Annotated in this window: 21 protein-coding genes; 14 read left to right on the top strand and 7 right to left on the bottom strand. The window is 69.5% G+C overall.

Translation table 11 applies throughout. The features are described from left to right. Positions 1–9: 9 nt before the first annotated feature. Complete coding sequence (locus DIE11_RS28990) at positions 10–1,572, bottom strand: sigma-70 family RNA polymerase sigma factor (protein WP_124628738.1); 1,563 nt, start codon at positions 1,570–1,572, stop codon at positions 10–12. Positions 1,573–1,881: 309 nt separating this feature from the next. Between DIE11_RS28990 and DIE11_RS28985 the strand changes: the two genes are divergently transcribed. Beyond that, complete coding sequence (locus DIE11_RS28985) at positions 1,882–2,307, top strand: hypothetical protein (RefSeq protein ID WP_124628736.1); 426 nt, start codon at positions 1,882–1,884, stop codon at positions 2,305–2,307. A gap of 33 nt (positions 2,308–2,340) precedes the next feature. Next, positions 2,341–3,153, top strand: coding sequence for an SH3 domain-containing protein (locus tag DIE11_RS28980; protein ID WP_124628734.1), 813 nt, complete (start codon positions 2,341–2,343; stop codon positions 3,151–3,153). Positions 3,154–3,269: 116 nt separating this feature from the next. Here the strand turns inward: DIE11_RS28980 and ilvD are convergent, their stop codons facing one another. From ilvD to DIE11_RS37135, 5 genes are all read right to left on the bottom strand, one after another. Further along, on the bottom strand, positions 3,270–5,129 hold the full coding sequence (gene ilvD / locus DIE11_RS28975) for a dihydroxy-acid dehydratase (protein ID WP_059607831.1): 1,860 nt from the start codon (positions 5,127–5,129) through the stop codon (positions 3,270–3,272). Between the two features lie 265 nt (positions 5,130–5,394). Further along, positions 5,395–6,417 carry an Ldh family oxidoreductase gene (locus tag DIE11_RS28970; protein ID WP_059607832.1) on the bottom strand — a complete coding sequence of 341 codons (1,023 nt, stop codon included), beginning with the start codon at positions 6,415–6,417 and terminating at the stop codon, positions 5,395–5,397. Next, positions 6,410–8,002, bottom strand: a complete 1,593-nt coding sequence (locus DIE11_RS28965; protein ID WP_124628732.1) for an aldehyde dehydrogenase (NADP(+)) — start codon at positions 8,000–8,002, stop codon at positions 6,410–6,412. Before DIE11_RS28965 ends, DIE11_RS28970 begins: the two co-directional genes overlap by 8 nt. 71 nt (positions 8,003–8,073) lie before the next feature. Then, the gene (locus tag DIE11_RS28960; RefSeq protein WP_124628730.1) at positions 8,074–9,699 is read right to left on the bottom strand and encodes an APC family permease; all 1,626 of its coding nucleotides are present in this window, start codon (positions 9,697–9,699) and stop codon (positions 8,074–8,076) included. 239 nt (positions 9,700–9,938) lie between these two features. Then, positions 9,939–10,061, bottom strand: coding sequence for a hypothetical protein (locus tag DIE11_RS37135; RefSeq protein WP_257792068.1), 123 nt, complete (start codon positions 10,059–10,061; stop codon positions 9,939–9,941). 248 nt (positions 10,062–10,309) lie between these two features. Here DIE11_RS37135 and DIE11_RS28955 point away from each other — a divergent pair, with 248 nt between their 5' ends. The 4 genes from DIE11_RS28955 to DIE11_RS28940 are packed head-to-tail and all read left to right on the top strand — an operon-like array spanning position 10,310 to position 13,864. Further along, complete coding sequence (locus DIE11_RS28955; RefSeq protein WP_059607857.1) at positions 10,310–11,242, top strand: 4-hydroxyproline epimerase; 933 nt, start codon at positions 10,310–10,312, stop codon at positions 11,240–11,242. Further along, positions 11,239–12,369, top strand: a complete 1,131-nt coding sequence (locus tag DIE11_RS28950) for an FAD-binding oxidoreductase (RefSeq protein ID WP_124628728.1) — start codon at positions 11,239–11,241, stop codon at positions 12,367–12,369. Before DIE11_RS28955 ends, DIE11_RS28950 begins: the two co-directional genes overlap by 4 nt. Then, positions 12,366–12,599: a 2Fe-2S iron-sulfur cluster-binding protein gene (locus DIE11_RS28945; protein ID WP_011658575.1), complete on the top strand. Its 234-nt coding sequence runs from the start codon at positions 12,366–12,368 to the stop codon at positions 12,597–12,599. Before DIE11_RS28950 ends, DIE11_RS28945 begins: the two co-directional genes overlap by 4 nt. Continuing rightward, entirely contained in the window at positions 12,596–13,864 is a 1,269-nt protein-coding gene (locus DIE11_RS28940) for an FAD/NAD(P)-binding oxidoreductase (RefSeq protein ID WP_124628726.1), read from the top strand. The genes DIE11_RS28945 and DIE11_RS28940 overlap by 4 nt, the downstream gene beginning before the upstream one ends. 46 nt (positions 13,865–13,910) lie before the next feature. Here DIE11_RS28940 and DIE11_RS28935 read toward each other — a convergent pair whose 3' ends face one another. Further along, positions 13,911–14,855, bottom strand: coding sequence for a LysR substrate-binding domain-containing protein (locus tag DIE11_RS28935; protein ID WP_059607839.1), 945 nt, complete (start codon positions 14,853–14,855; stop codon positions 13,911–13,913). 164 nt (positions 14,856–15,019) lie between these two features. Between DIE11_RS28935 and gtdA the strand changes: the two genes are divergently transcribed. The 8 genes from gtdA (at position 15,020) to DIE11_RS28895 (ending at position 21,535) form a co-directional block, all read left to right on the top strand. Further along, positions 15,020–16,066: a gentisate 1,2-dioxygenase gene (gtdA, locus tag DIE11_RS28930; protein ID WP_124628724.1), complete on the top strand. Its 1,047-nt coding sequence runs from the start codon at positions 15,020–15,022 to the stop codon at positions 16,064–16,066. Positions 16,067–16,174: 108 nt separating this feature from the next. Further along, positions 16,175–16,873, top strand: a complete 699-nt coding sequence (locus DIE11_RS28925; protein WP_060188883.1) for a fumarylacetoacetate hydrolase family protein — start codon at positions 16,175–16,177, stop codon at positions 16,871–16,873. A 34-nt stretch (positions 16,874–16,907) separates the two neighbouring features. Beyond that, positions 16,908–17,549 (top strand): maleylacetoacetate isomerase, encoded by a 642-nt coding sequence (gene maiA / locus DIE11_RS28920; RefSeq protein WP_124628722.1) that lies wholly within the window; start codon positions 16,908–16,910, stop codon positions 17,547–17,549. Positions 17,550–17,568: 19 nt separating this feature from the next. Further along, the gene (locus DIE11_RS28915; RefSeq protein WP_124628720.1) at positions 17,569–18,777 is read left to right on the top strand and encodes a 3-hydroxybenzoate 6-monooxygenase; all 1,209 of its coding nucleotides are present in this window, start codon (positions 17,569–17,571) and stop codon (positions 18,775–18,777) included. A 76-nt stretch (positions 18,778–18,853) separates the two neighbouring features. Then, complete coding sequence (locus DIE11_RS28910; protein WP_124628718.1) at positions 18,854–20,215, top strand: aromatic acid/H+ symport family MFS transporter; 1,362 nt, start codon at positions 18,854–18,856, stop codon at positions 20,213–20,215. Positions 20,216–20,336: 121 nt separating this feature from the next. Next, positions 20,337–20,687 carry a helix-turn-helix transcriptional regulator gene (locus DIE11_RS28905; protein WP_124628716.1) on the top strand — a complete coding sequence of 117 codons (351 nt, stop codon included), beginning with the start codon at positions 20,337–20,339 and terminating at the stop codon, positions 20,685–20,687. Beyond that, positions 20,677–21,111 (top strand): YeeE/YedE family protein, encoded by a 435-nt coding sequence (locus DIE11_RS28900; protein WP_124628714.1) that lies wholly within the window; start codon positions 20,677–20,679, stop codon positions 21,109–21,111. Before DIE11_RS28905 ends, DIE11_RS28900 begins: the two co-directional genes overlap by 11 nt. Position 21,112: 1 nt before the next feature. After that, positions 21,113–21,535, top strand: coding sequence for a DUF6691 family protein (locus DIE11_RS28895; RefSeq protein ID WP_124628712.1), 423 nt, complete (start codon positions 21,113–21,115; stop codon positions 21,533–21,535). Positions 21,536–21,570 lie beyond the last annotated feature (35 nt).

Genomic DNA, 21,570 nt, shown 5'->3' with positions numbered 1-21,570 from the left:
TGCGACCCGTTACGCGTCGAGGAACGACTGCGCGCCCTCGGCCTCCGCGGCCATGCGCAGCGTGGCGAGCGCGCGCTTCTCGATCTGCCGCACACGTTCGCGCGACATCCCCGCGTCCTGCGCGATCGCATCGTAGGTGTCGGGTTCGGCACCGCCGAGGCCGAACCGCCGGCGCAGCACGTCAGCCTCGGCCGGCGTGACCGAGCGCAGCAGCGACGTCACGCATTCGCGCATGCGCGTGTCCGCCAGACGCTCGAACGGGCTCGCCGATGCCTGGTCCTCGAGCAGGTCGACCAGTCCGGTATCCGCGTCGGGCAGCGGCGTGTCGAGCGACAGCGGCTCGGCCGGCAGCGCGAGCACCGCGCGCAACTTGTCCTCGGCGAGCCCGGTCTCGGCCGCGAGTTCGGCCGGCGTCGCGCGGCGGCCCGTGCGCTGGCGCACGCGCAGCGCATGGCGTTGCACGCGCTGGTACTGGTCGCCGACGTGCACGGGCACGCGGATCGTGCGCGAGCGGTCGGCCACCGCGCGCGCGACCGCCTGCCGGATCCACCAGGTCGCGTAGGTCGAGAACTTGAAGCCGCGCCGGTATTCGAATTTCTCGATCGCGCGCATCAGGCCGAGGCAGCCGTCCTGCACGAGATCGGGCAGGTCGACACCGCGGTTCATGTACTTGCGCGCGATCGACAACACGAGGCGCAGGTTCGCCTCGAGCATCGCGCGCGTACCGTCGCGCACTTTTTGCTGGCCGTCGCTCAGCGCGGCGCCGAGCGCGCGCCGCGCGACCGGGTCGAAGCACGCGGCGTCGGCGCACGCGGGGGCATCCGTCCCGGCTGCGACCGGTGCGGCGGCGAGTGCGCGCAAGACGCGGCTCGCTTCGTCGACGGCCGGTGCAACCCATGCGAGCGAACCGAGCAGCGCGGCCAGACGGTTACGCGCGTCGCGATACTCGGCCGAACGGCAGCCCTGCGCGTGCAATGCGTCGCGCACGGCCGCCATCGCGTCATACAGCGTGTCGTAGCGCGCAGGTGCCGGCGTGTCGCCTCCGCCGTCGTCGACGTCATCGCCTTCGTTGGCGGCCGCGCCGGTTGAACGCGTTGCGGCATGGCGCGCCAGCAGCGCCTCGACGGCCGCCGGATAGCCGGCGAGCGCGTGCAGGATCTGATGGCGGCCGGTTTCGATCTCGCGGGCAAGCACGATTTCGTCCTCGCGCTTGAGCAGCGGCACCGCATGGATGCGCCGCATGTAGAGCGCGAGCGGATCGGTCGATGCACCGGTGCCGCGGGCGAGATCGCCGAGCAGCGCGCGGCCCTCGTCGAGGGCGTCGCGATCGACGTCGACCGGTGCCGCGCCCGCGAACGGCGCCGGCGCGGCGGGTTCGTCGAGCACGGCGATGCCGATGTCCGCAAGCGCGGCGCGCACGACGTCGAGCGCGTCGGGGCTGTCGCTTTCCGGCGGCAGCGCGTCGACGAGGTCGGCGTGCGTCAGATAACCCTGTTCGCCGGCAAGCGCCAGCAACTGGATGATCGGATCGAGGGGCGTGTCCGCCCGAAGCGTGGGGCGTGGCGTAGTCATGTCGATGGCGGCGCGAGCCGCGTTCCTGTCTGGGCGGGCCGAAGTCCGCGGGTTTCAGGCTCCCGGGGGCCGCGAACGCCCGTCCGCGCCGGCCAGCCTGACTCGATATCCAACTTGAGGGCATTTGCGCCAACTTCAACGCCGGTGCGGCTGACGCGCGAGCATGCGGCATGCCCGCTCGGTCGCGCCCCGTTCTTCGTTGCCGCGAAACAAAAAGTAACGGATCAAACCCGCAGAAATATGCAGGGGACGTAAGCTAGAGTCAGGCGCGCGCCACGCGGCGACGCGCCATTCCCTGCGGAGCCTCGAATGAACCCGATTCCCGCCGCGCGGCCTGCCGTCATGGCGCTGGCCATGCTCGCGCTGAGCGGCTGTTATTACACCGGCCCATACGGCTATGCGCCGTATTACGCACCCGTGCCTGCCACGGTGTCGCAGCGCGAGATCCCGGTGGCGCCGGCAACCGCCGGACCGGTCGCGCCGCCGACGCCCGCGATGCCGCCGCCGGCAGACGATAACACCTACGTACCGGCCCCGGTGTATCTCGCGCCGGCCTACGTGCCTTACCCGGCCTACTATCCCGGGTACTACCCGGGCTGGTATGGGCCGCCCGTCTCGATTGGCCTCGGTTTCTGGGGGCATTGGGGCGGCGGCTACCGGGGCGGGTACTGGCACCGTCCGTGGGGCGGCGGCCACTGGGGAGGCGGCCATTGGGGCGGGGGCCATCGACACTGAATGACGCGCGGTGGCACCGCGCGGGAGAGCATCATGAGCAACACGATCATCCGCAGTCTCTGCGTCGTCCTGTTCGGCATCGCCGCGGTGCCGGGCGTCGCCGACGCGCAAAGCAGCGCCTACACGAACTCGCCGGCCGAAATCTATGCGGGGCCGGCACCCGATTATCCGGTCGTCGCACAGATTCCGCCCGGCACCGCGCTGGACGTGTTCGGTTGCCTGAGCGACTACTCGTGGTGCGACGTCGCGCTGCCGGGCGTGCGCGGCTGGATCGACGCGGAGCAGCTCGACTATCCGTACCAGGGCAATTACGTGCCGTTGCTCGAATACGGCGCGATCATCGGCGTGCCGGTGACCGGGTTTGCGATCGGCGCGTACTGGGATCGCTATTACCGCCATCGGCCGTGGTTTCACGATCGCGACCGCTGGGAGCGTCGTGCCGAGCCGCGCATCGGCCCCGGCGGGATGCCGCCCGCCTACGGGCACCCGCAGCCGGGCGGGCCGATCCAGCGCGCGCCGGGCGGTGCGCCACCGGAGCGGCATGATGCGCGGCCGTCGGCCACGCGCGGCGGCTGGAACGGCCCGAACCGCGCGCCGGCGCCGCAGGCCGCGCCTGCGCCGATGCCCGGCGCTCGTCAGCCCGCGCCGCCGCCGGCGCAGCCGCCCGCCCCCAGCGGGGGCGCGGCGCGGATGATGGCGCCGCCGACGTACCAGCAGGGCGGCGGCGGCGGTTACGGCGCACGGCCGCAAGGCGGTGGAAACAGCGGCGGGAATCACGGCGGCGGCGGTAACCGCGGCGGCGGCGCTGGAGCCGGATTGGGCGGCACCGACGAGTTTCGTCATTGATCGATTGGCGGCACGGGTGCCGCTGCTTCGGGCCGGCGCCGGACGAAAAAAAGCCGCTCCGGAGAGCGGCTTCTGGTTCACGCAGACGGGCCGTTCGCGCGGCCCGTCGCCCGGTGTCAGTCATCGAGCAGCGACAGGTCGCGCACGGCGCCCTTGTCGGCCGACATCACCAGCTTCGCATAGGCCTTCAGCGCAGCGGACACCTTGCGCGGGCGCGGTTGCGCCGGCTTCCAGCCCTTCGCGTTCTGCTCTTCGCGGCGACGCGCGAGTTCCTCATCCGACACCAGCACGTCGATCGTCCGGTTCGGGATGTCGATGCGGATCCTGTCGCCGTCGCGTACGAGGCCGATCGCGCCGCCCGCTGCCGCTTCCGGCGAGCAGTGACCGATCGACAGGCCGGACGTGCCGCCCGAGAACCGGCCGTCCGTCAGCAGCGCGCATGCCTTGCCGAGGCCCTTCGACTTGATGTAGCTCGTCGGGTACAGCATTTCCTGCATGCCGGGGCCGCCCTTCGGGCCTTCGTAGCGCACGATCACCACGTCGCCGGCCTTGACCTTGTCGTTCAGGATGTTCTCGACCGCTTCGTCCTGCGATTCGGTCACGTGAGCCGAGCCCTCGAACACGAGGATGCTTTCGTCGACGCCGGCCGTCTTCACCACGCAGCCGTCGAGCGCGATGTTGCCGGTCAGCACGGCCAGGCCGCCTTCCTTCGAGAACGCGTGCTCGTACGAGCGGATGCAGCCTTCGGCGCGGTCGAGGTCGAGGCTCGGCCAGCGCGTGTTCTGGCTGAACGCGACCTGCGTCGGGATCCCGGCCGGGCCGGCGAGGTAGAACGTGCGGACCGCTTCGTCTTCCGTGCGGACGATGTCCCACTGGTCGAGCGCATCCTTCAGCGTCGGCGCGTGCACGGTCGGCACGTCGGTGTGCAGCTTGCCGGCGCGCTCGAGTTCGCCGAGGATCGCCATGATGCCGCCCGCACGGTGCACGTCCTCGATGTGGTACTTGTTCGTGTTCGGCGCGACCTTGCACAGCTGCGGCACGATGCGCGACAGGCGATCGATGTCCTTCATCGTGAAGTCGATGCCGGCTTCCCGCGCGATCGCCAGCAGGTGCAGGATCGTGTTGGTCGAACCCCCCATCGCGATGTCGAGCGTCATCGCGTTCTCGAACGCCTTGAAGCCGACCGAGCGCGGCAGCACGCGCATGTCGTCCTGCTCGTAGTGCTGGCGGGTCAGCTCGACGATGCGGCGGCCGGCGCGCTTGAACAGCTGCTCGCGATCCGCGTGCGTCGCGACGACCGTGCCGTTGCCGGGCAGCGACAGGCCGAGCGCTTCGGTCAGGCAGTTCATCGAGTTCGCGGTGAACATGCCCGAGCACGAGCCGCAGGTCGGGCAGGCCGAGCGCTCGACTTCGGCGACGTCGGCATCCGAATACGACTGGTCGGCCGCGATCACCATCGCGTCGACGAGGTCGAGCTTCTTCAGTTCGACGGTCTTGGTGATCGGGTTCGCGAGGCGCGTCTTGCCGGCTTCCATCGGGCCGCCCGACACGAAGATCACCGGGATGTTGAGGCGCATCGCGGCCATCAGCATCCCCGGCGTGATCTTGTCGCAGTTCGAGATGCACACCATCGCGTCCGCGCAGTGCGCGTTCACCATGTACTCTACCGAGTCGGCGATGATGTCGCGGCTCGGCAGCGAATAGAGCATGCCGTCATGGCCCATCGCGATGCCGTCGTCGACCGCGATCGTGTTGAATTCCTTCGCGACGCCGCCGGCGGCCTCGATCTCGCGCGCGACGAGCTGGCCGAGATCCTTCAGGTGCACGTGCCCGGGCACGAACTGCGTGAACGAGTTGACGACCGCGATGATCGGTTTCGAGAAATCGTCGTCTTTCATGCCGGTGGCGCGCCACAGCGAGCGCGCACCTGCCATGTTGCGGCCGGCGGTGGAGGTTTTGGAACGGTATGTGGGCATGATGATGGCTGAAGAAATATCGCGGAAAAGGGTGGAGGCACGGGAATAGAGGCCTCTCGCGCGCCCGTGCGAACAACCTCTTGAGCTGCGCCCTGGGCAAACCCGACGATTATCCCACAGCCGCCGGGCGTGCGGCGCCCGCAGGCACGGGCGAGCGGGCGCCGGGTGGGGCGCCAGGATGCAGGCGCGGGACACGCCGGTCGAACCGGACGACGGCTTCATCGCCCGTCCTGCCGGCGATGAAGCCGCGCCTCGCGATCGTGCGTCAGTCGAGCAGCGTCAGGATTTCGTCGTACAAGGCCTTCGGAATCCGCACGCCGTGCGCAATGCTGCGCGCGCGGGCGTCGAAGCGCCGTTGCGACGGCAGCCGCGCGCCTTGTCCGGTGATCGATGCGAACATCCGCTCACCGCGCGCGAGGCCCGCGTCGAGGTCGTCGCCGAGGAACACTTTCGGGTCGAACGCGATCACGAGCTCGCCGTGGCACGGCGTCGCGCCGACGCCTTCGTCGAAGTCCATCGACTCCTGGCTCGTCATGTCGCCGATCAGCGCGCCGCCGAGCAGCTCGACCATCGCCGCGAGCGCCGAGCCCTTGTGCCCGCCGAACGTGCGCATCGCGCCCTGCAGTGCGGCCTTCGGATCGGTGGTCGGCTGGCCGTCGGGGCCGATCGCCCAGTGCGGCGGGATCGCCTTGCCCTGTTTTGCATGCAGCTCGATGTCGCCGCGCGCGATCGCGCTCGTCGCGAAATCGAATACGAACGGCACGCCGTCCGGGCGCGGCCATGCGAACGCGATCGGGTTCGTGCCGAACACCGGCTCGCGGCCGCCTTCCGGCGCGACCCAGCTGTGGCTCGGGTTCATCGCGATGCCGACCAGCCCCTCGGCGGCGATCGCCTCGACCTCGGGCCACAGCGCCGAGAAGTGGTAGCAGTGGTTGATCGCCATCGCGGCGATCCCGTGCTGCTTGGCCATCTCGACGAGCACCGGCAGGCCGGTTTCGAAGCTCAGCAGCGAGAAGCCGCGATGGGCGTCGACCGCGACGATCGACGACGATAGCCGGCGCAACGTCGGCACGGCTTGCGGGTCGACCTTGCCCTTCTTCAGCGAGCGCACGCACACGAGCAGCCGGTACACGCCGTGCGAGTGGCACTCGTCGCGCTGGCCCTGCGTGATCACACCCGCGATCGCCCGCGCGTGCGCATCGGACATCCCGTGGTGCGTCAGCACCCGCAGCGCGAGCGCATGAACCTCATCGAGCGACAGGACGACTTCGGCGAGCGGCTCAGACATCGCGCGCTTCCCGCGGTGCGGGCACGCCGTCGATGCGTTGCGGCACGTTCAGCGGGTTGCCGTTGCGGATGGCGTCGGGCAGCAGCGCGTCCGGCACGTCCTGGTACGACACGGGGCGCAGGAAACGCTCGATTGCGCGTGCGCCGACCGACGTCGTGCGCGTGTCGGACGTGGCCGGGAACGGGCCGCCGTGCACCATCGCATGACCGACCTCGACGCCCGTGCCGAAGCCGTTGACGAGAATGCGGCCGGCCTTGCGCTCGAGCGTCGGGCGCAGCGCGGCGAACAGCGCGGCGTCGCCGCCGGCGAGATGCGCGGCGATCGTCAACTGGCCTTCGAGCGATTTCAGCACGCGGTGCAGCGTGTCGGCATCGGGGCAGCGCACGATGAGCGACGCGGGGCCGAACACTTCGTCGCGCAGTTCGGGGTGGGCGATGAATGCGTCCGCCGAGGTCGCGAACAGCGCCGCGCGCGCCTGGTAGCGGCTGCCTTCCATGCCTTGCGCCAGCAGTTCGACCGCGTCGTGCGTGCTCAGCGCGGCCACGCCTTGCGCATAGCTCGCGTGGATGTGCGGCGTCAGCATCGTCTGCGCGGCGCTCGCCTGCACGGCAGTGGCCGCCGCGGCTTCGAACGCGCGCAGCGCGGGGCCATCGACCGCGAGCACGAGGCCCGGGTTGGTGCAGAACTGGCCGGCGCCGAGGGTGAGCGATGCGACGAACTGCGGCGCGATCGCATCGTGGCGCGCGTCGAGCGCGGCCGGGAACAGCAGCACCGGGTTGATCGAGCTCATTTCCGCATAGACCGGAATCGGCTCGTGGCGCGCGGCCGCGATGTTCATCAGCGCGACGCCGCCGCGGCGCGAGCCGGTGAAACCGACGGCCTTGACGCGCGGATCAGCGACGAGCGCCTGGCCGATTTCGCGCGACGCGTCGAACAGCAGCGAGAACACGCCGGCCGGCAGCCCGCATTCGCGCACGGCCTGCTGGATCGCGCGGCCGACAAGCTCGGACGTGCCCGGATGCGCGGAGTGCGCCTTGACGATCACCGGGCAGCCGGCGGCGAGTGCCGACGCGGTATCGCCGCCCGCGACCGAGAACGCGAGCGGGAAGTTCGACGCGCCGAATACGGCAACCGGCCCGATCGCGACGTTGCGCAGGCGCAGGTCGACGCGCGGCAGCGGCTTGCGGTCCGGGCGGGCCGGATCGATGCGCGCGTCGACGTAACCGCCGTCGCGCACGAGCGACGCGAACAGCGCGAGCTGGCCGACCGTGCGCCCGCGTTCGCCTTCGATGCGTGCGCGCGGCAGGCCCGTTTCGGTGACGCAGCGCTCGATCAGGTCGTCCCCGAGCGCCATGATGTTGCGGCCGATTGCATCGAGGAGCGCGGCGCGCTGCTCGGGGCGCGTCTCGCGATACGTGTCGAAGGCTTCGTCGGCGAGCGCGCAGGCCGTCTCCAGGTCGTGCAGGCTCGCGCCGCCGAACGCGGGTTCGAGCGGTTCGCCGGTTGCGGCGGCGATCGCGTGAAGGGTGCCGTTCTGTCCGGCGATGGCCGACTGGCCGATCAGGAGCTGACCTGTGAGTTGCATGGGTTTTCCTCGGAAAATGCGGGGCCGGGCGTGGTGCACCCGGCCGGAGTGAAATGGGGAACGCGGGTGTGTCAGTCTTCGTCGTCGTCGAGCTGCAGCTTGTCGGAACGGATGCCGGTGTTGGCGCCCCAGTAATAGATGACAAGCGCGACGGCCGCGACGACGACCGTGTCGTACGGATGCGCGAGCTGGCCCGTGCCGCCGAAGCCGCCGAAGTACGACAGCACGATCATGGCCGCATAGAACGCGATCAGCCACGCGGACGAACGCACCTGCTCGGCGAGGTTCAGGTGCGCGGTCGGCACCCAGCGGCGGCACGCGAGATAGATGACGAACATGACGATCTGCAGGCCGAGCAGCCAGGACACCGTGCCCCAGCCCGACCAGTAGACGATCAGCGCGGCGATCACGAACGACGCGGGGCCGGTGATGCCGAACGCCACCGCGCGGAACGGCCGCGGCAGGCCGGGCGCGGTGCGGCGCAGCGCGGCGACCGACACGGGCGCGACCGCATAGCTCAGCACCAGCGCGGCGGACACGATGTTGATCAGCGCTTCCCACGACGGGAACGGCATGGTCCAGAAGATCGCGAGGCCGAACGTGAGCCACAGGCCCGCACGCGGGATGCCCGATGCTTCGTCGACGCGCGTGAACACCTTGAAGAACGTGCCCGTCTTCGCCCAGCCGTAGACGACGCGCGGCGTCGCGTTCATGTAGATGTTGCCGCAGCCGCTCGGCGAGATCATCGCGTCGGCGACCACCATCACCGCGAGCCAGCCCACGCCGAGCGCGAGCGCGATGTCGCGGTACGGCAGCGAGAAGGCCTTGCTCACGTCGTGCCAGCCGGCGGCCAGCATGTCGGTCGGGATGCTGCCGATGAACGCGAGCTGCAGCAGCACGTAGATCAGCGTGGACAGGAGGATCGAGAGGATCAGCGCGATCGGGATCGTGCGCTGCGGATTCCGCACTTCGCTCGCGACCGACACGATCGGCGTGAGGCCGAGATACGCGAAGATGATGCCGCCGGCCGACACGGCCATCTCGATGCCCGGCATGCCGAACGGCGCGAAACCGTGCGCGGTGAGGTTGGCGGGCTTGAAGAACGTGAACAGCACCGCGATCACCGACAGCGGCACGATGAACTTGAAAATGCTGATGATGTTGTTCGCCTTCGCGAACGTCTTCACGCTCGAATAGTTCAGATAAAAGAAGAAGCACAGTAGCGCGGCCTGCACGAGCCAGCCGATCGTCGTCGGGTCGCTCGATCCCGCCTTGGTGAGGCCCGGGAACCACGCTGCAGCATACTGGCGCGCGGCGACCACTTCGATCGCGATCAGGCTGGAGAACGCGATCAGCGTGATGAAGCCCATCAGGTAGCCCAGCAGCGGGCCGTGCGAGAACACCGGGTAGCGAACCACGCCGCCCGCACGCGGCAGCGCGGCGCCGAGCTCGCAGTAGACGATGCCGAGCAGCAGCACCGCGAAGCCGCCGAGCAGCCACGAGAAGATGCCGGCCGGGCCGGCGATCGTCGACACGTGACTCGCGGCGAACAGCCACCCCGAACCGAAGATTGCACCGAGGCCGATGAACGTCAGGTCGGTCAGCGACAGCTGCTTCTTGAACTTGCCGTGACCGCCGTCGGCGGGCACGGAGCGGGAAAGCGAGACGGACGGGTGTGTGTTGCCTTGACCTGGCATAGGTTTGTCTCCTGGGAAATATCGGGGCAGGCGTGGCTTGCGCCGCGCTCCGACGAGCCGTGGCGCAACACCTGCCGGCCGGCGTGCGACCGGTTCGAACGGCCGCCGGGGCGGGCCGGGGCCAGTTCAAGTGCGGCGCAGGCTGGCGCCGCGGCGAACGGGCCCGTGCCGGCCATGCCGGACACGGAAGTGGCGATGCGACGGGGGGAGGCCGTCGCACCGCCGGGGGGGGAAATCGGTCAGCGGTTCGCGCGGTTCCGTTCGGCGCGGTGCGCGGCGTCGAAAGCGATGGAAGCGCCCGGTACGAACCGGTTGCTGAGGGCGGGGAAAACTCCGGTCAGCTGGATGGCGTTTCGGCTCACTGCAATCTCCTGCTTCGTATCGGCCGACGACAGGCGCGTCGACGTGCAACCAGTATCGCCGTGCAAACACCCATCACGCTTGAGCCGTATCGCGGAGCAAAATGACGAAATCGGCACAGTGGCCGCAAGGGTCGCGAAACGCGTTCCGGACTATGCCGATTTCGTCGCCGTCCTCATCGAAAAGCCACAAGCGAATGGACGCGTGACGGAGGAAGCTATGCTCCTTTCCCCACTTCGGACGGCTCATGATGAAGCGCATCCAGATCATCGATTCGCACACGGGCGGCGAACCCACGCGGCTCGTCGTGTCCGGCTTCCCCTCGCTCGGCAACGGCACGATGGCCGAGCGCCGCGACGTGCTCGCCCGCGAGCACGATCGCTATCGCACCGCATGCATTCTCGAGCCGCGCGGCAGCGATGTGCTGGTCGGCGCGCTGCTGTGCGAACCCGTGTCGCCGGAGGCCGCGGCCGGCGTGATCTTCTTCAACAACAGCGGTTACCTCGGAATGTGCGGGCACGGCACGATCGGCGTCGTGCGCACGCTGCATCACATGGGCCGCATCGAGCCGGGCGTGCACCAGATCGAAACGCCGGTCGGCACCGTCGAGGCGACGCTGCACGATGACCTGTCGGTCAGCGTGCGCAACGTGCTCGCGTACCGCCATGCGAAGGCCGTCGACGTCGATGTGCCCGGATACGGTCCCGTGAAGGGCGACATTGCGTGGGGCGGCAACTGGTTCTTCCTGATCAGCGATCACGGCCAGCGCGTGGCCGGCGACAACGTGGCGGCGCTGACCGCCTATTCGTCCGCGGTGCGTGCAGGGCTCGAACGCGCGGGCATCACCGGCGCGAACGGCGGCGAGATCGACCATATCGAACTGTTCGCGGACGATCCCGAGCACGACAGCCGCAGCTTCGTGCTGTGCCCGGGCCATGCGTACGACCGTTCCCCGTGCGGCACCGGCACGAGCGCGAAGCTCGCGTGCCTCGCGGCCGACGGCAAGCTCGAACCGGGCGTCGTGTGGCGGCAGGCGAGCGTGATCGGCAGCGTGTTCCAGGCGAGCTACGCGCAGGCCGACGGCGGCATCGTGCCGACGATTCGCGGCAGCGCGCACCTGAGCGCGGAAGCGACGCTGCTGATCGAGGAAGACGATCCGTTCGGCTGGGGCATCGTGTCGTGAGCGAGACCCGGACCGACGTCGTCGTGATCGGCGCCGGCATCGTCGGCGCGGCGTGTGCGCATGAGCTCGCGCAGCGCGGGCTGCGCGTGCTTGTCGTCGACGACGCGAGCGGCGGTGCGACCGGCGCCGGCATGGGGCACCTCGTCGCGATGGACGACAACGCGGCGGAGCTCGCGCTGAGCCATTACTCGATCGAATTGTGGCGCGCGCTCGCCGGCGAGATGCCCGAAGGCTGCGCTTACCGCAACTGCGGCACGCTGTGGCTCGCGGCCGATGCGCACGAGATGGACCTCGCGCGCACCAAGCAGGCGACGCTCGCCGCGCACGGCGTGGCGGGCGAGCTGATCGACGCGGCGACGCTCGCGGGGCTGGAGCCGATGCTGCGCGCGGGCCTCGGCGGCGCGCTGAAGATCCCCGGCGACGCGATTCTCTATGCGCCCGTCGCCGCGAGCTGGCTGTTGCAGCGCGCGCAGGGCATCACGTTGCGGCGCGATTGCGCGGTGGCGGTCGACGGCCCGAGCGTGACGCTCGCGAGCGGCGACACGCTGCGCGCGGAGCGCGTCGTCGTCGCGAACGGCGTCGCCGCGCGCACGCTGTTGCCCGAATTGCCGCTGCGCCCGAAGAAGGGTCATCTGCTCATCACCGATCGCTACCCGGGCCAGGTGTCGCACCAGCTCGTCGAGCTCGGCTATGCGGCGAGCGCGCACGCGAGCGACGGCACGTCGGTCGCATTCAACGTCCAGCCGCGGCCTACCGGCCAACTGCTGATCGGCTCGTCTCGCCAGTTCGACACCGAGGACACGCGCGTCGAGCCGCCGGTCCTCGCGCGCATGCTGCGCCGCGCGGCCGGGTACCTGCCCGATCTGGCCGACCTGAACGGAATTCGCGCATGGACGGGCTTCCGTTCGGCGAGCCCCGACGGTCTGCCGCTGCTCGGCGAGCATCCGGCGCGGCCGGGCGTATGGCTCGCGGTCGGGCATGAAGGGCTCGGCGTGACGACCGCGCCGGGCAGTGCGCGGCTCGTCGCCGCGCTGATGACCGGCGAACGGCCGCCCATCGACATCGAACCGTATTTGCCGGGACGTTTCCTGACGACGTCCCCCGTAGCCGGAGCGCTTTCTTCATGATCATTCATCTGGACGGCCGCGCGCTGACGGTGGCCGACGGCGCGACCGTCGCGGCCGCCGTCGCGGCGAGCGGCGACGACACGACGCGCGTGTCGTGCACGGGTGCGGCGCGCGCGCCGTTTTGCGGTATGGGCATCTGCCAGGAGTGCAGGATGACGATCGACGGCCGCCGTCGTCTGGCTTGCCAGACGCTGTGCCGCGACGGGATGCGGGTGGAGCGCACGCGATGAAACAGGAACGACTCAGCGTCGACGTCGCCATCGTCGGCGCGGGCCCGGCCGGATTGTCGGCCGCGCGGGCCGCCGCACGAAGCGGCGCGACGATCGCGATCGTCGACGACAACCCGCGCGCGGGCGGGCAGATCTGGCGCCAGGCGGCAGCCGCCACGCCGGTGCCGGCCGCGGCGGAACGCCTTGCCGTGCTGCGTCAGCCGAACGTCACGCATCTGGCGGGCACGCGCATCGTCGCCGAGACGCAGCCGGGCACGCTCCTGCTGGAGGACGACGAGCGCGGGTTCCTGCTCGAATTCCGCACCCTGATCGTGTGCTGCGGCGCGCGCGAGCTGCTGCTGCCGTTCCCCGGCTGGACGCTGCCGGGCGTGACCGGCGCGGGCGGCCTGCAGGCGCTGATCAAGTACGGTCTCGACGTGCGCGGGCAGCGCACCGTGATCGCCGGCAGCGGCCCGCTGCTGCTCGCGAGCGCGGCGACGGCCCGTCAGGCCGGCGCGCAGGTGTCGCACGTGCTCGAACAGGCTGCGTGGAGCGATGTTGCCGGTTTCAGCGCGGGGTTGTGGCGCTGGCCGTCGAAACTCGCGCAGGCCGCGAAGCTCGTCACGGCCGCCTATCGGCCCGGCGCACACGTCGTGGAAGCATTCGGCGACAAGCGGCTCGAACGCGTGCGGATCCGGCAGGGCGAGCGTGAATTCGAGGTCGACTGCGACCGGCTCGCGTGCGGTTTTGGCCTCGTGCCGAACACCGTGCTGCCGAGCCACCTCGGCTACCGGATCGAGAACGGCGCGGTCGTGGTCGACGCGCACCAGCGCACGAGCCGCGACGGCTGTTTCGCCGCAGGCGAGTGCACGGGTGTTGGCGGCAGCGAACTGGCGATGGTCGAAGGCGAGATCGCCGGCTGCGCGGCCACCGGGCAGACGGCACCGCTAGCCGGGCTGATTGCGCAGCGCGCGCGCTGGCAGGCATTCGCGGACGCGGTGCGCGAACGCTTCGCGATCCGCGAGCCGATCCGCCGGCTCGCGCAGCCCGATACGCTGCTGTGCCGATGCGAGGACGTGCGCTTCGACGCGGTCGCGCCGGCGCCGGGCTGGACGGCCGCGAAGCTGCAGACGCGCTGCGGAATGGGCGCATGCCAGGGTCGCGTGTGCGGTGCGGCCGCGCAGGCGCTGTTCGGCTGGACGCCACCGGTCCCGCGCACGCCGCTCGTGCCCGCGCGGGTCGGCACGCTGATGCTGGACGACACGGTGTCCTGCGACGGCCCCTGACGCGCCACGGTGAAACGGCCCGGTTCATGCCGGGCCGCCGCGCCGCTCATTCCACCTTCACTTTCTCCCATCCGCCCACCTGCGGCGCCGCACAGGCACGCAGGCACTCGATCGCGGCGGCCACGGCCGCGCGATTCGCGCTGTCCGGATGCCAGTACATCGACACCGCGCCTTGTCCCTCGAGCCGCATCGGCAGGATGCGGATCGCGTTCAGTTGCTCGAAGCGCCGCGCGGCACGATGCGACGCGACGCCCAGCAGGTCGGTGTTGTTCAGCAGCGTGAGGTTCAGGATCGACGAATTCGATTCGACGCAATGCGGCGGCTGCACGCGGCCGGCGGCCGTCAGCGCGACCTGCAGCGCGTTGTGCACCGGTGTGCCGGACGGCCAGACGATCCACGAGTGGGCCAGCACCTCGTCCCAGCCGACAGCGGCCGCGCCGACGAGCGGATGATCGGGCCGCGCGACGAACACCACCGGATCGACGTACAGCGCTTCGGCGTGCAGGTGCGGATCGACGGACGCTGAGCCCGAGCGGCCGACGACGATGTCGAGTTCGCCGCGCGCGAGTTGCGGCATCAGCTGGTTCATCGTGCTCTCCGCGAGCCGCACCTGCGCGCGCGGCATCCGCTTCAGCAACTGCGATACCGCGAGCGGCACGGTATCGGCCGCCGCGACGCCCGACGTGCCGATCGTGACCAGGCCGCTGCCGCCTTCACGCAACGCGGCCATGTCGTCACGCGCGACGTCGAGCTGCGCCTCCACGCGGCGCGCGTGCTCGATCAGCGCATCGCCGTAGGCCGTCGGCCGCAGGCCGCGCGCATGCCGTTCGAACAGCGGCAGCCCGACGTCTTCTTCCAGTTCCTTCAGCCATTTCGACAGCGCGGGCTGGGTGGTCGCGAGCGCCGCCGCCGACTGGCTCAGGTTGCCCGTGCTGGCCAGGCTCAGCAGCACCTGGAGGTGCCGCAATCGCAGCCGGTAGGTCCAGTCCATCGCGTGCTCCGTGTCGGAAGGTATATAAAAAATAATATGGATTAGATGATTTCGCCATTTTACCGGGTATGTCTGCGTCGAATATAAATGCGCTGACGGACCGAAGCACGCGGTCCCCGACCCGACACAGCGCCGACCGCGATCGGCCGCACCAAGGAGACATCATGACCAGCCGACACCCGGATACGTCGCGCGCCGACTATTACGCACGGATCGCCGAACAGCGCCTCGCGCCGTTGTGGGAGTCGCTGCACAACCTCGTGCCGAAAGCGCCGCAGCCGGCCGCGCAGGCCGCGATCTGGAAGTACGCGCAGGTGCGCGACCTGGTGATGCAGGCCGGCGGCGTGATCAGCGCGGAAGAAGCCGTGCGCCGCGTGCTGGTGCTGGAGAACCCGGGGCTGCCCGGCAAGTCGAGCATGACGCCGAGCCTGTACGCGGGCCTGCAACTGATCCTGCCGGGCGAGATCGCGCCGAGCCACCGGCATACGCAGTCGGCGCTGCGCTTCATCATCGAGGGCAAGGGCGCGTGGACCGCGGTGAACGGCGAGCGCACGACGATGCATCCGGGCGACTTCATCATCACGCCGTCGTGGGCTTGGCACGACCACGGCAACCCGTCGGCGGAAGACGGCGGCGAGCCGGTCGTGTGGCTCGACGGGCTCGACATCCCGCTGGTCGGGAACCTCGACGCAGGCTTCGCGGAGAACTACCCGGAAGCCGAGCAGCCCGTCAGCCGCGCGGAAGGCGACAGCTTCGCGCGCTTCGGCCACAACATGGTGCCGGTGCGCCATCGCGCGAGCGAGCCGACGTCGCCGGTGTTCAGCTATCCGTATGCACGCACCCGCGAGGCCCTTGACGCGCTGTACCGCAACGGCGAACTCGACGCGTGGGACGGCGTGAAGCTGCGCTACGTCAATCCCGCGACGGGCGGCTGGCCGATGCCGACGATCGCGACCTTCATGCAGTTCCTGCCGGCCGGTTTCGACGGCCGCACGTATCGCAGCACCGACGCGACGATCTACTGCGTCGTCGAAGGTAGCGGCACCGCGTACATCGGTGGCGACGCGTTCGCATTCGAGCCGCACGACATCTTCGTCGCGCCGTCATGGGCGCGGTTGCGGCTGGTGGCCTCGTCCGACAGCGTGCTGTTCAGCTATTCCGACCGGCCGGTGCTGTCCGCGCTGAACCTGTTGCGCGAAGCGCGCGAGTGACGCCGCCGATTGGCCCGAGTGGCCCGATTCTCCCGATATCCCCGATTCGTCCGACGCGCCGCGAAGGCGGCGCGCGGTCCTTCCTTCATGCCTACGCTGGAGCCGTTCATGACTTACGTTTTCCCGCCCGAAGCGCCGGTGGCGCTTCCCGTCGCCGGCAGCGACGCCCGCTTCGCGGTACGCCGCGTGTACTGCGTCGGCCGCAACTACGCGGCCCATGCGCGCGAAATGGGCTTCGATCCCGATCGCGAACCGCCGTTCTTCTTTTGCAAGCCGGCCGACTCGATCGTGCCGGTCGCCTACGGCGAAACGCTCGATTTGGCGTATCCGTCGCAAACGCAGAACTATCACTACGAAGCCGAGCTCGTCGCGGTGATCGGCAAGGGCGGTTCCGACATTCCGCTCGAGCGCGCGCTCGAGCACGTGTGGGGTTATGCCGTCGGCCTCGACATGACGCGCCGCGACCTGCAGATGAAGATGCGCGAGATGGGCCGTCCGTGGGAAATCGGCAAGGCGTTCGACCGTTCCGCGCCGATTGGCCCCGTGCATCCGGCGAGCGAGGTCGGTCATTTCGAGCAGGCCGGCCTGTGGCTGACGGTCAACGGCGCGACGAAGCAGAAGAGCGACGTGTCGCACCTGATCTGGTCGGTCGCGGAAACGGTGGCCGACCTGTCGAAGTTCTTCCGCCTCGAACCGGGCGACGTGATCTTCACCGGCACGCCGGAAGGCGTCGGCGCGGTGGTCAAGGGCGACGTGATGAAGGTCGGCGTCGAGCGTCTCGGCGAATTGGCCGTGCGCGTGGTCTGAAGCGCGTTCTTCGATTTCCTCGAAAGGTCACATCGTGCAACTGCATAGCTTCTTCAACAGTTCGACATCCTATCGGGTACGCATCGCGCTCGCGCTGAAAGGACTGCCGTACGACACGCTGCCCGTGAACATCCGCACGGACGAGCACCGCGAGGCTGGCTACGTCGCGCAGGTGAATCCGTCGGCGTCGGTGCCGGCGCTGGTCGATGGCGATTTTCGTCTCGGCCAGTCGCTCGCGATCATCGATTACCTCGACCAGATTCATCCGGCGCCGCGGCTGATTCCGCTGGAACCGCGGCGGCGCGCACGCGTGCTGGAATTCGCGACGCTGATCGCGTGCGACATCCATCCGGTCAACAACCTGCGCGTGCTGCGCTACCTCGACAGCGAACTGCAGGTTACGCCGCAGCAGAAGCGTGCGTGGTACCGGCACTGGATCGCGGAAGGCATGGCCGGCGCCGAGCGCCTGCTCGCACGCGCGGGCACGGGCCCGTGGTGTTTCGGCGCGGCGCCGACGCTCGCCGACATCTGCCTCGTGCCGCAGGTCGCGAACGCGCTGCGGATGGATTGCGACCTGAGCGCATATCCGCGCAGCCTCGCGGTTCATGAACACGCGAGACGCGAGCCGGCGTTCGAAGCGGCGCAGCCACAGCGGCAACCGGACTACGTCGCGTAACACGAAGGAGGAGACAGACATGGGCGAGACAAACATGACAGGCCGACGCGTACTCGTGATCGGCGGCGGCATCGGCGGGCTCGCGACGGCGCTGGCGCTCGCGCGCCAGGGCATTCGCGTGAAGCTGCTCGAACAGGCCGCGCAAATCGGCGAGATCGGCGCGGGCATCCAGCTCGCCGCGAACGCGTTCAATGCGCTCGACGCGCTGGGCGTCGGCGAGGCCGCGCGCGGGCGCGCGGTGTTCACCGACCGGCTGCAACTGATGGATGCGGTCGATGCGCGGGAAGTCGCGTGCATCGATACGGGCGCCGCGTATCGCGCGCGCTTCGGCAACCCGTATGCGGTGATCCATCGCGCGGACATCCACCTGTCGATCTACGAGGCGGTCAAGGATCATCCGCTGATCGAATTCCGGACCAGCACGCAGGTGTGCGGGTTCGAGCAGGACGGCAACGGCGTGACCGTGATCGACCAGCATGGCGAGCGTTATCGCGCCGACGCGGTGATCGGCTGCGACGGCGTGAAGTCCGCGATCCGGCAGGCGCTGATCGGCGACGCGCATCGCGTGACGGGGCACGTCGTGTACCGCGCGGTCGTCGACGTCGACAACATGCCGAAGGATCTGCAGATCAATGCGCCGGTCGTGTGGGCTGGCCCGCATTGCCATCTCGTCCACTATCCGCTGCGGGGCGGACGGCAATACAACCTCGTCGTCACGTTCCACAGCCGCGAGCAGGAAACCTGGGGCGTGCGCGACGGCAGCAAGGAGGAAGTGTTGTCGTACTTCGACGGCATCCATCCGCTGCCGAAGCAGATGCTCGACCGGCCGACGTCGTGGAAGCGCTGGGCGACCGCCGATCGCGACCCGGTCGAACGCTGGAGCGCGGGCCGCGCGACGGTGCTCGGCGACGCCGCCCATCCGATGACGCAATACATCGCGCAGGGCGCGTGCCAGGCGCTCGAGGATGCGGTGACGCTCGGCGCGGCCGTCGCGCGAACCGATGGCGACTTCGAGGCCGCGTTCGCGCTGTACGAACACGTGCGGATTCCGCGCACCGCGCGCGTGCTGTATTCGGCGCGCGAGATGGGACGGATCTATCACGCGAAGGGCGTCGAGCGGCAGGTGCGCAACGCGCTGTGGGTCGGACGCACGCAGGCGCAGTTCTACGACGCGCTCGACTGGCTGCACGGCTGGCGTGCGGAGGATTGCCTGAAGACCGTCGCCTGACGCGCTTCAGCTCGGATCCGGCGGCGCGCATTCCAACGACATCGCGCGCGACCGCCTTCATGGAGGAGACATCATCATGGCCGATACGCTGTCCATCGACGTCAGCGAATGGATCGACCGGCATCGCGTTGCGCCGTTTCAGGCCGCGATCGTCGTGCTGTGCTTCCTGATCGTCGCGATCGACGGTTTCGACACGGCATCGATCGGGTTCATCGCTCCGGTCATTCGCGCGGAATGGGGGCTGTCGCCCGCGCAGCTCGCGCCGGTATTCGGCGCGGGGCTCGCCGGGCTGATGGCCGGCGCGCTCGTGTTCGGGCCGTTCGGTGACCGGTTCGGCCGCAAGCGCCTGCTGCTCGCCTGTGTCGCGTGCTTCGGCATCGCGAGTGCGGCGTCGGCGAGTGCGGGCGGCTTGACCGAACTGATCGCGTGGCGCTTCGTGACGGGCCTCGGGCTCGGCGGCGCGATGCCGAACGCGATCACGCTGACGTCCGAGTATTGCCCCGCGCGGCGGCGCTCGCTGCTCGTCACGACGATGTTCTGCGGCTTCACGATCGGCTCGGCGCTGGGCGGGCTCGCGGCCGCGTCGCTGATCGAACGAGACGGTTGGCGCGCGGTGCTCGTCGTCGGCGGTGCCGCGCCGCTGCTGCTCCTGCCGGTGCTCGCGTGGCGACTGCCGGAATCGGTGCGCTACCTCGTCAACACCGGCGCGTCGCGCGAGCGAATCGCGGCGATGCTCGCGCGCATCGCACCGGCCCCGCAACTCGTGCACGCGTCGTTCATCGTGCCGCGCGGCAAGCCGGCCGGGTCGCCGCTCGGCCGCCTGTTCGCCGCCGACCTGCTGCGCGGCACGCTGCTGCTGTGGCTGACGTTCTTCATGAGCCTGCTCGTCATCTACCTGCTGTCGAGCTGGCTGCCCACGTTGTTGCGCACGACCGGCGCGACGCTGCAGACGGCCGCGCGCGTGACCGCGATGTTCCAGGTCGGCGGCACGCTCGGCGCGATCGTGCTCGGCTGGCTGATGGACCGCTTCGATCCGCATCGCGTGCTCGCGTGCAGCTATGCGGCGGCGGGCGTGTTCGTCGCGGCGATCGGGGTGCTGGCTGCGTCGCCGGCGGGTGCGGCACTGGCCGTGTTCGCGGCCGGCTTTTGCGTGTCGGGCTCGCAGGTCGGCGCGAATGCGCTGTCGGCCGCGTTCTATCCGACCGAATGCCGGACCACGGGCGTGAGCTGGGCGAACGGGATCGGCCGCGGCGGGTCCGTCGTCGGCTCGATGGCGGGCGGCGCGATGCTCGCGATGGGGCTGCCGCTGCCGACCGCGTTCGCATTCGTCGCGGTGCCGTGCCTGATCGCCGGGATCGCAATGCTGGTGCTTGGCGCGGTCCGGGCCGGCGCGAAGCGCGCGGCGGCAGCCGAGGCAATTGCCGGCGAGCAGGCATAGTGGAGGCAGGGGGGCGGCCATTGCCGATGGCGCCGTCCTCTGACTGCACCGAACGAAAGCACGAATCTACATTATATAAATGTATATAATGTAGATTCGTAAATCGTATTCCGTCACCCTCATGAATGCCGACCCTTCCACCGGGCTGCCCCAGCCCGACCAGATGCGCGCCGCCGCCGAATCGGCATGCGCGTTGCTCAAGGTGCTGTCCAATCCCGACCGATTGCTGCTGCTGTGCGAGCTGTCGCAGGGCGAACGCTGCGTGAGCGATCTCGAGGCGCGGCTGGATATCCGCCAGCCGACGCTGTCGCAGCAGCTCGGCGTGTTGCGGGACAACGCATTGGTCCGCACGCGCCGCGAAGGCAAGAACATCCACTATTCGCTCGACAGCCCGGCCGTGATCGCGGTGATGGGCGTGCTGTACGAACAGTTCTGCGGCACGGCCGCGAAGGGGGCGCGCCATGCAGCTTGATGTGCTTCATTTCACGCCGTGGCTGTCGCTTGCTGGTGGTGTGCTGATCGGGCTTGCGGCGGCGTGGCTCGTTGCGTTCAACGGGCGGATCGCCGGGATCAGCGGCATCGTCGGCGGCTTGTTCACGGCCGGTGCAGCTGAGCGCGACTGGCGTGCCGCATTCGTCGCCGGGCTGATCGCCGCGCCGCTGTTGATGCGTATCGCCGGTGTCGCCGCGGCGCCGCAGGTCGATGCGGGCTGGGGCGAGTTGCTGGCGGCCGGCCTGCTGGTCGGGATCGGTACGCGCTATGCGGGCGGATGCACGAGCGGTCACGGCGTCTGCGGGCTGTCGCGTGGTGCGGCGCGATCGATCGTCGCGACGGCGGTGTTCATGGTCGCGGGGTTTGCGACCGTATTCGTGCGACGGCACGTGATCGGAGGCTGACATGCAGGCAGGATTCGCGTTTCTGGCGGGGCTGCTGTTCGGCGCCGGGCTCATCGTGTCGGGGATGGCCAATCCGCAGAAAGTGCTCGGCTTTCTCGACCTGGCAGGCCGCTGGGATCCATCGCTCGCGTTCGTGATGGCCGGCGCGATCGGCGTTGCCGTGTTCGCGTTCGCTTGGGCGAAGCGTCGGACGCGGACGTTGCTCGGCCTGCCGATCCAGTGGCCGACCGTGCGGACGATTACCGTGCGCCTCGTCGCAGGGAGCGCCGTGTTCGGCATCGGCTGGGGGCTTGCCGGGTTCTGCCCGGGGCCGGCAATCGTGTCGATCGGACTCGGGTCGGTCAAGGGCATTGCGTTCGTCGTCGCGATGTTGATCGGGATGGCGTTGTTCGAGTGGATCGAGCGCACGCGGAAGGGGCGGTAGCTGGGTAGGGTTGCTGCGGCCGAAGTTGTCGGCTC

Source organism: Burkholderia sp. Bp9012, from assembly GCF_003853825.1.
GTDB classification, from domain to species: domain Bacteria; phylum Pseudomonadota; class Gammaproteobacteria; order Burkholderiales; family Burkholderiaceae; genus Burkholderia; species Burkholderia diffusa.
This window is presented reverse-complemented; position numbering and strand designations above follow the sequence as displayed.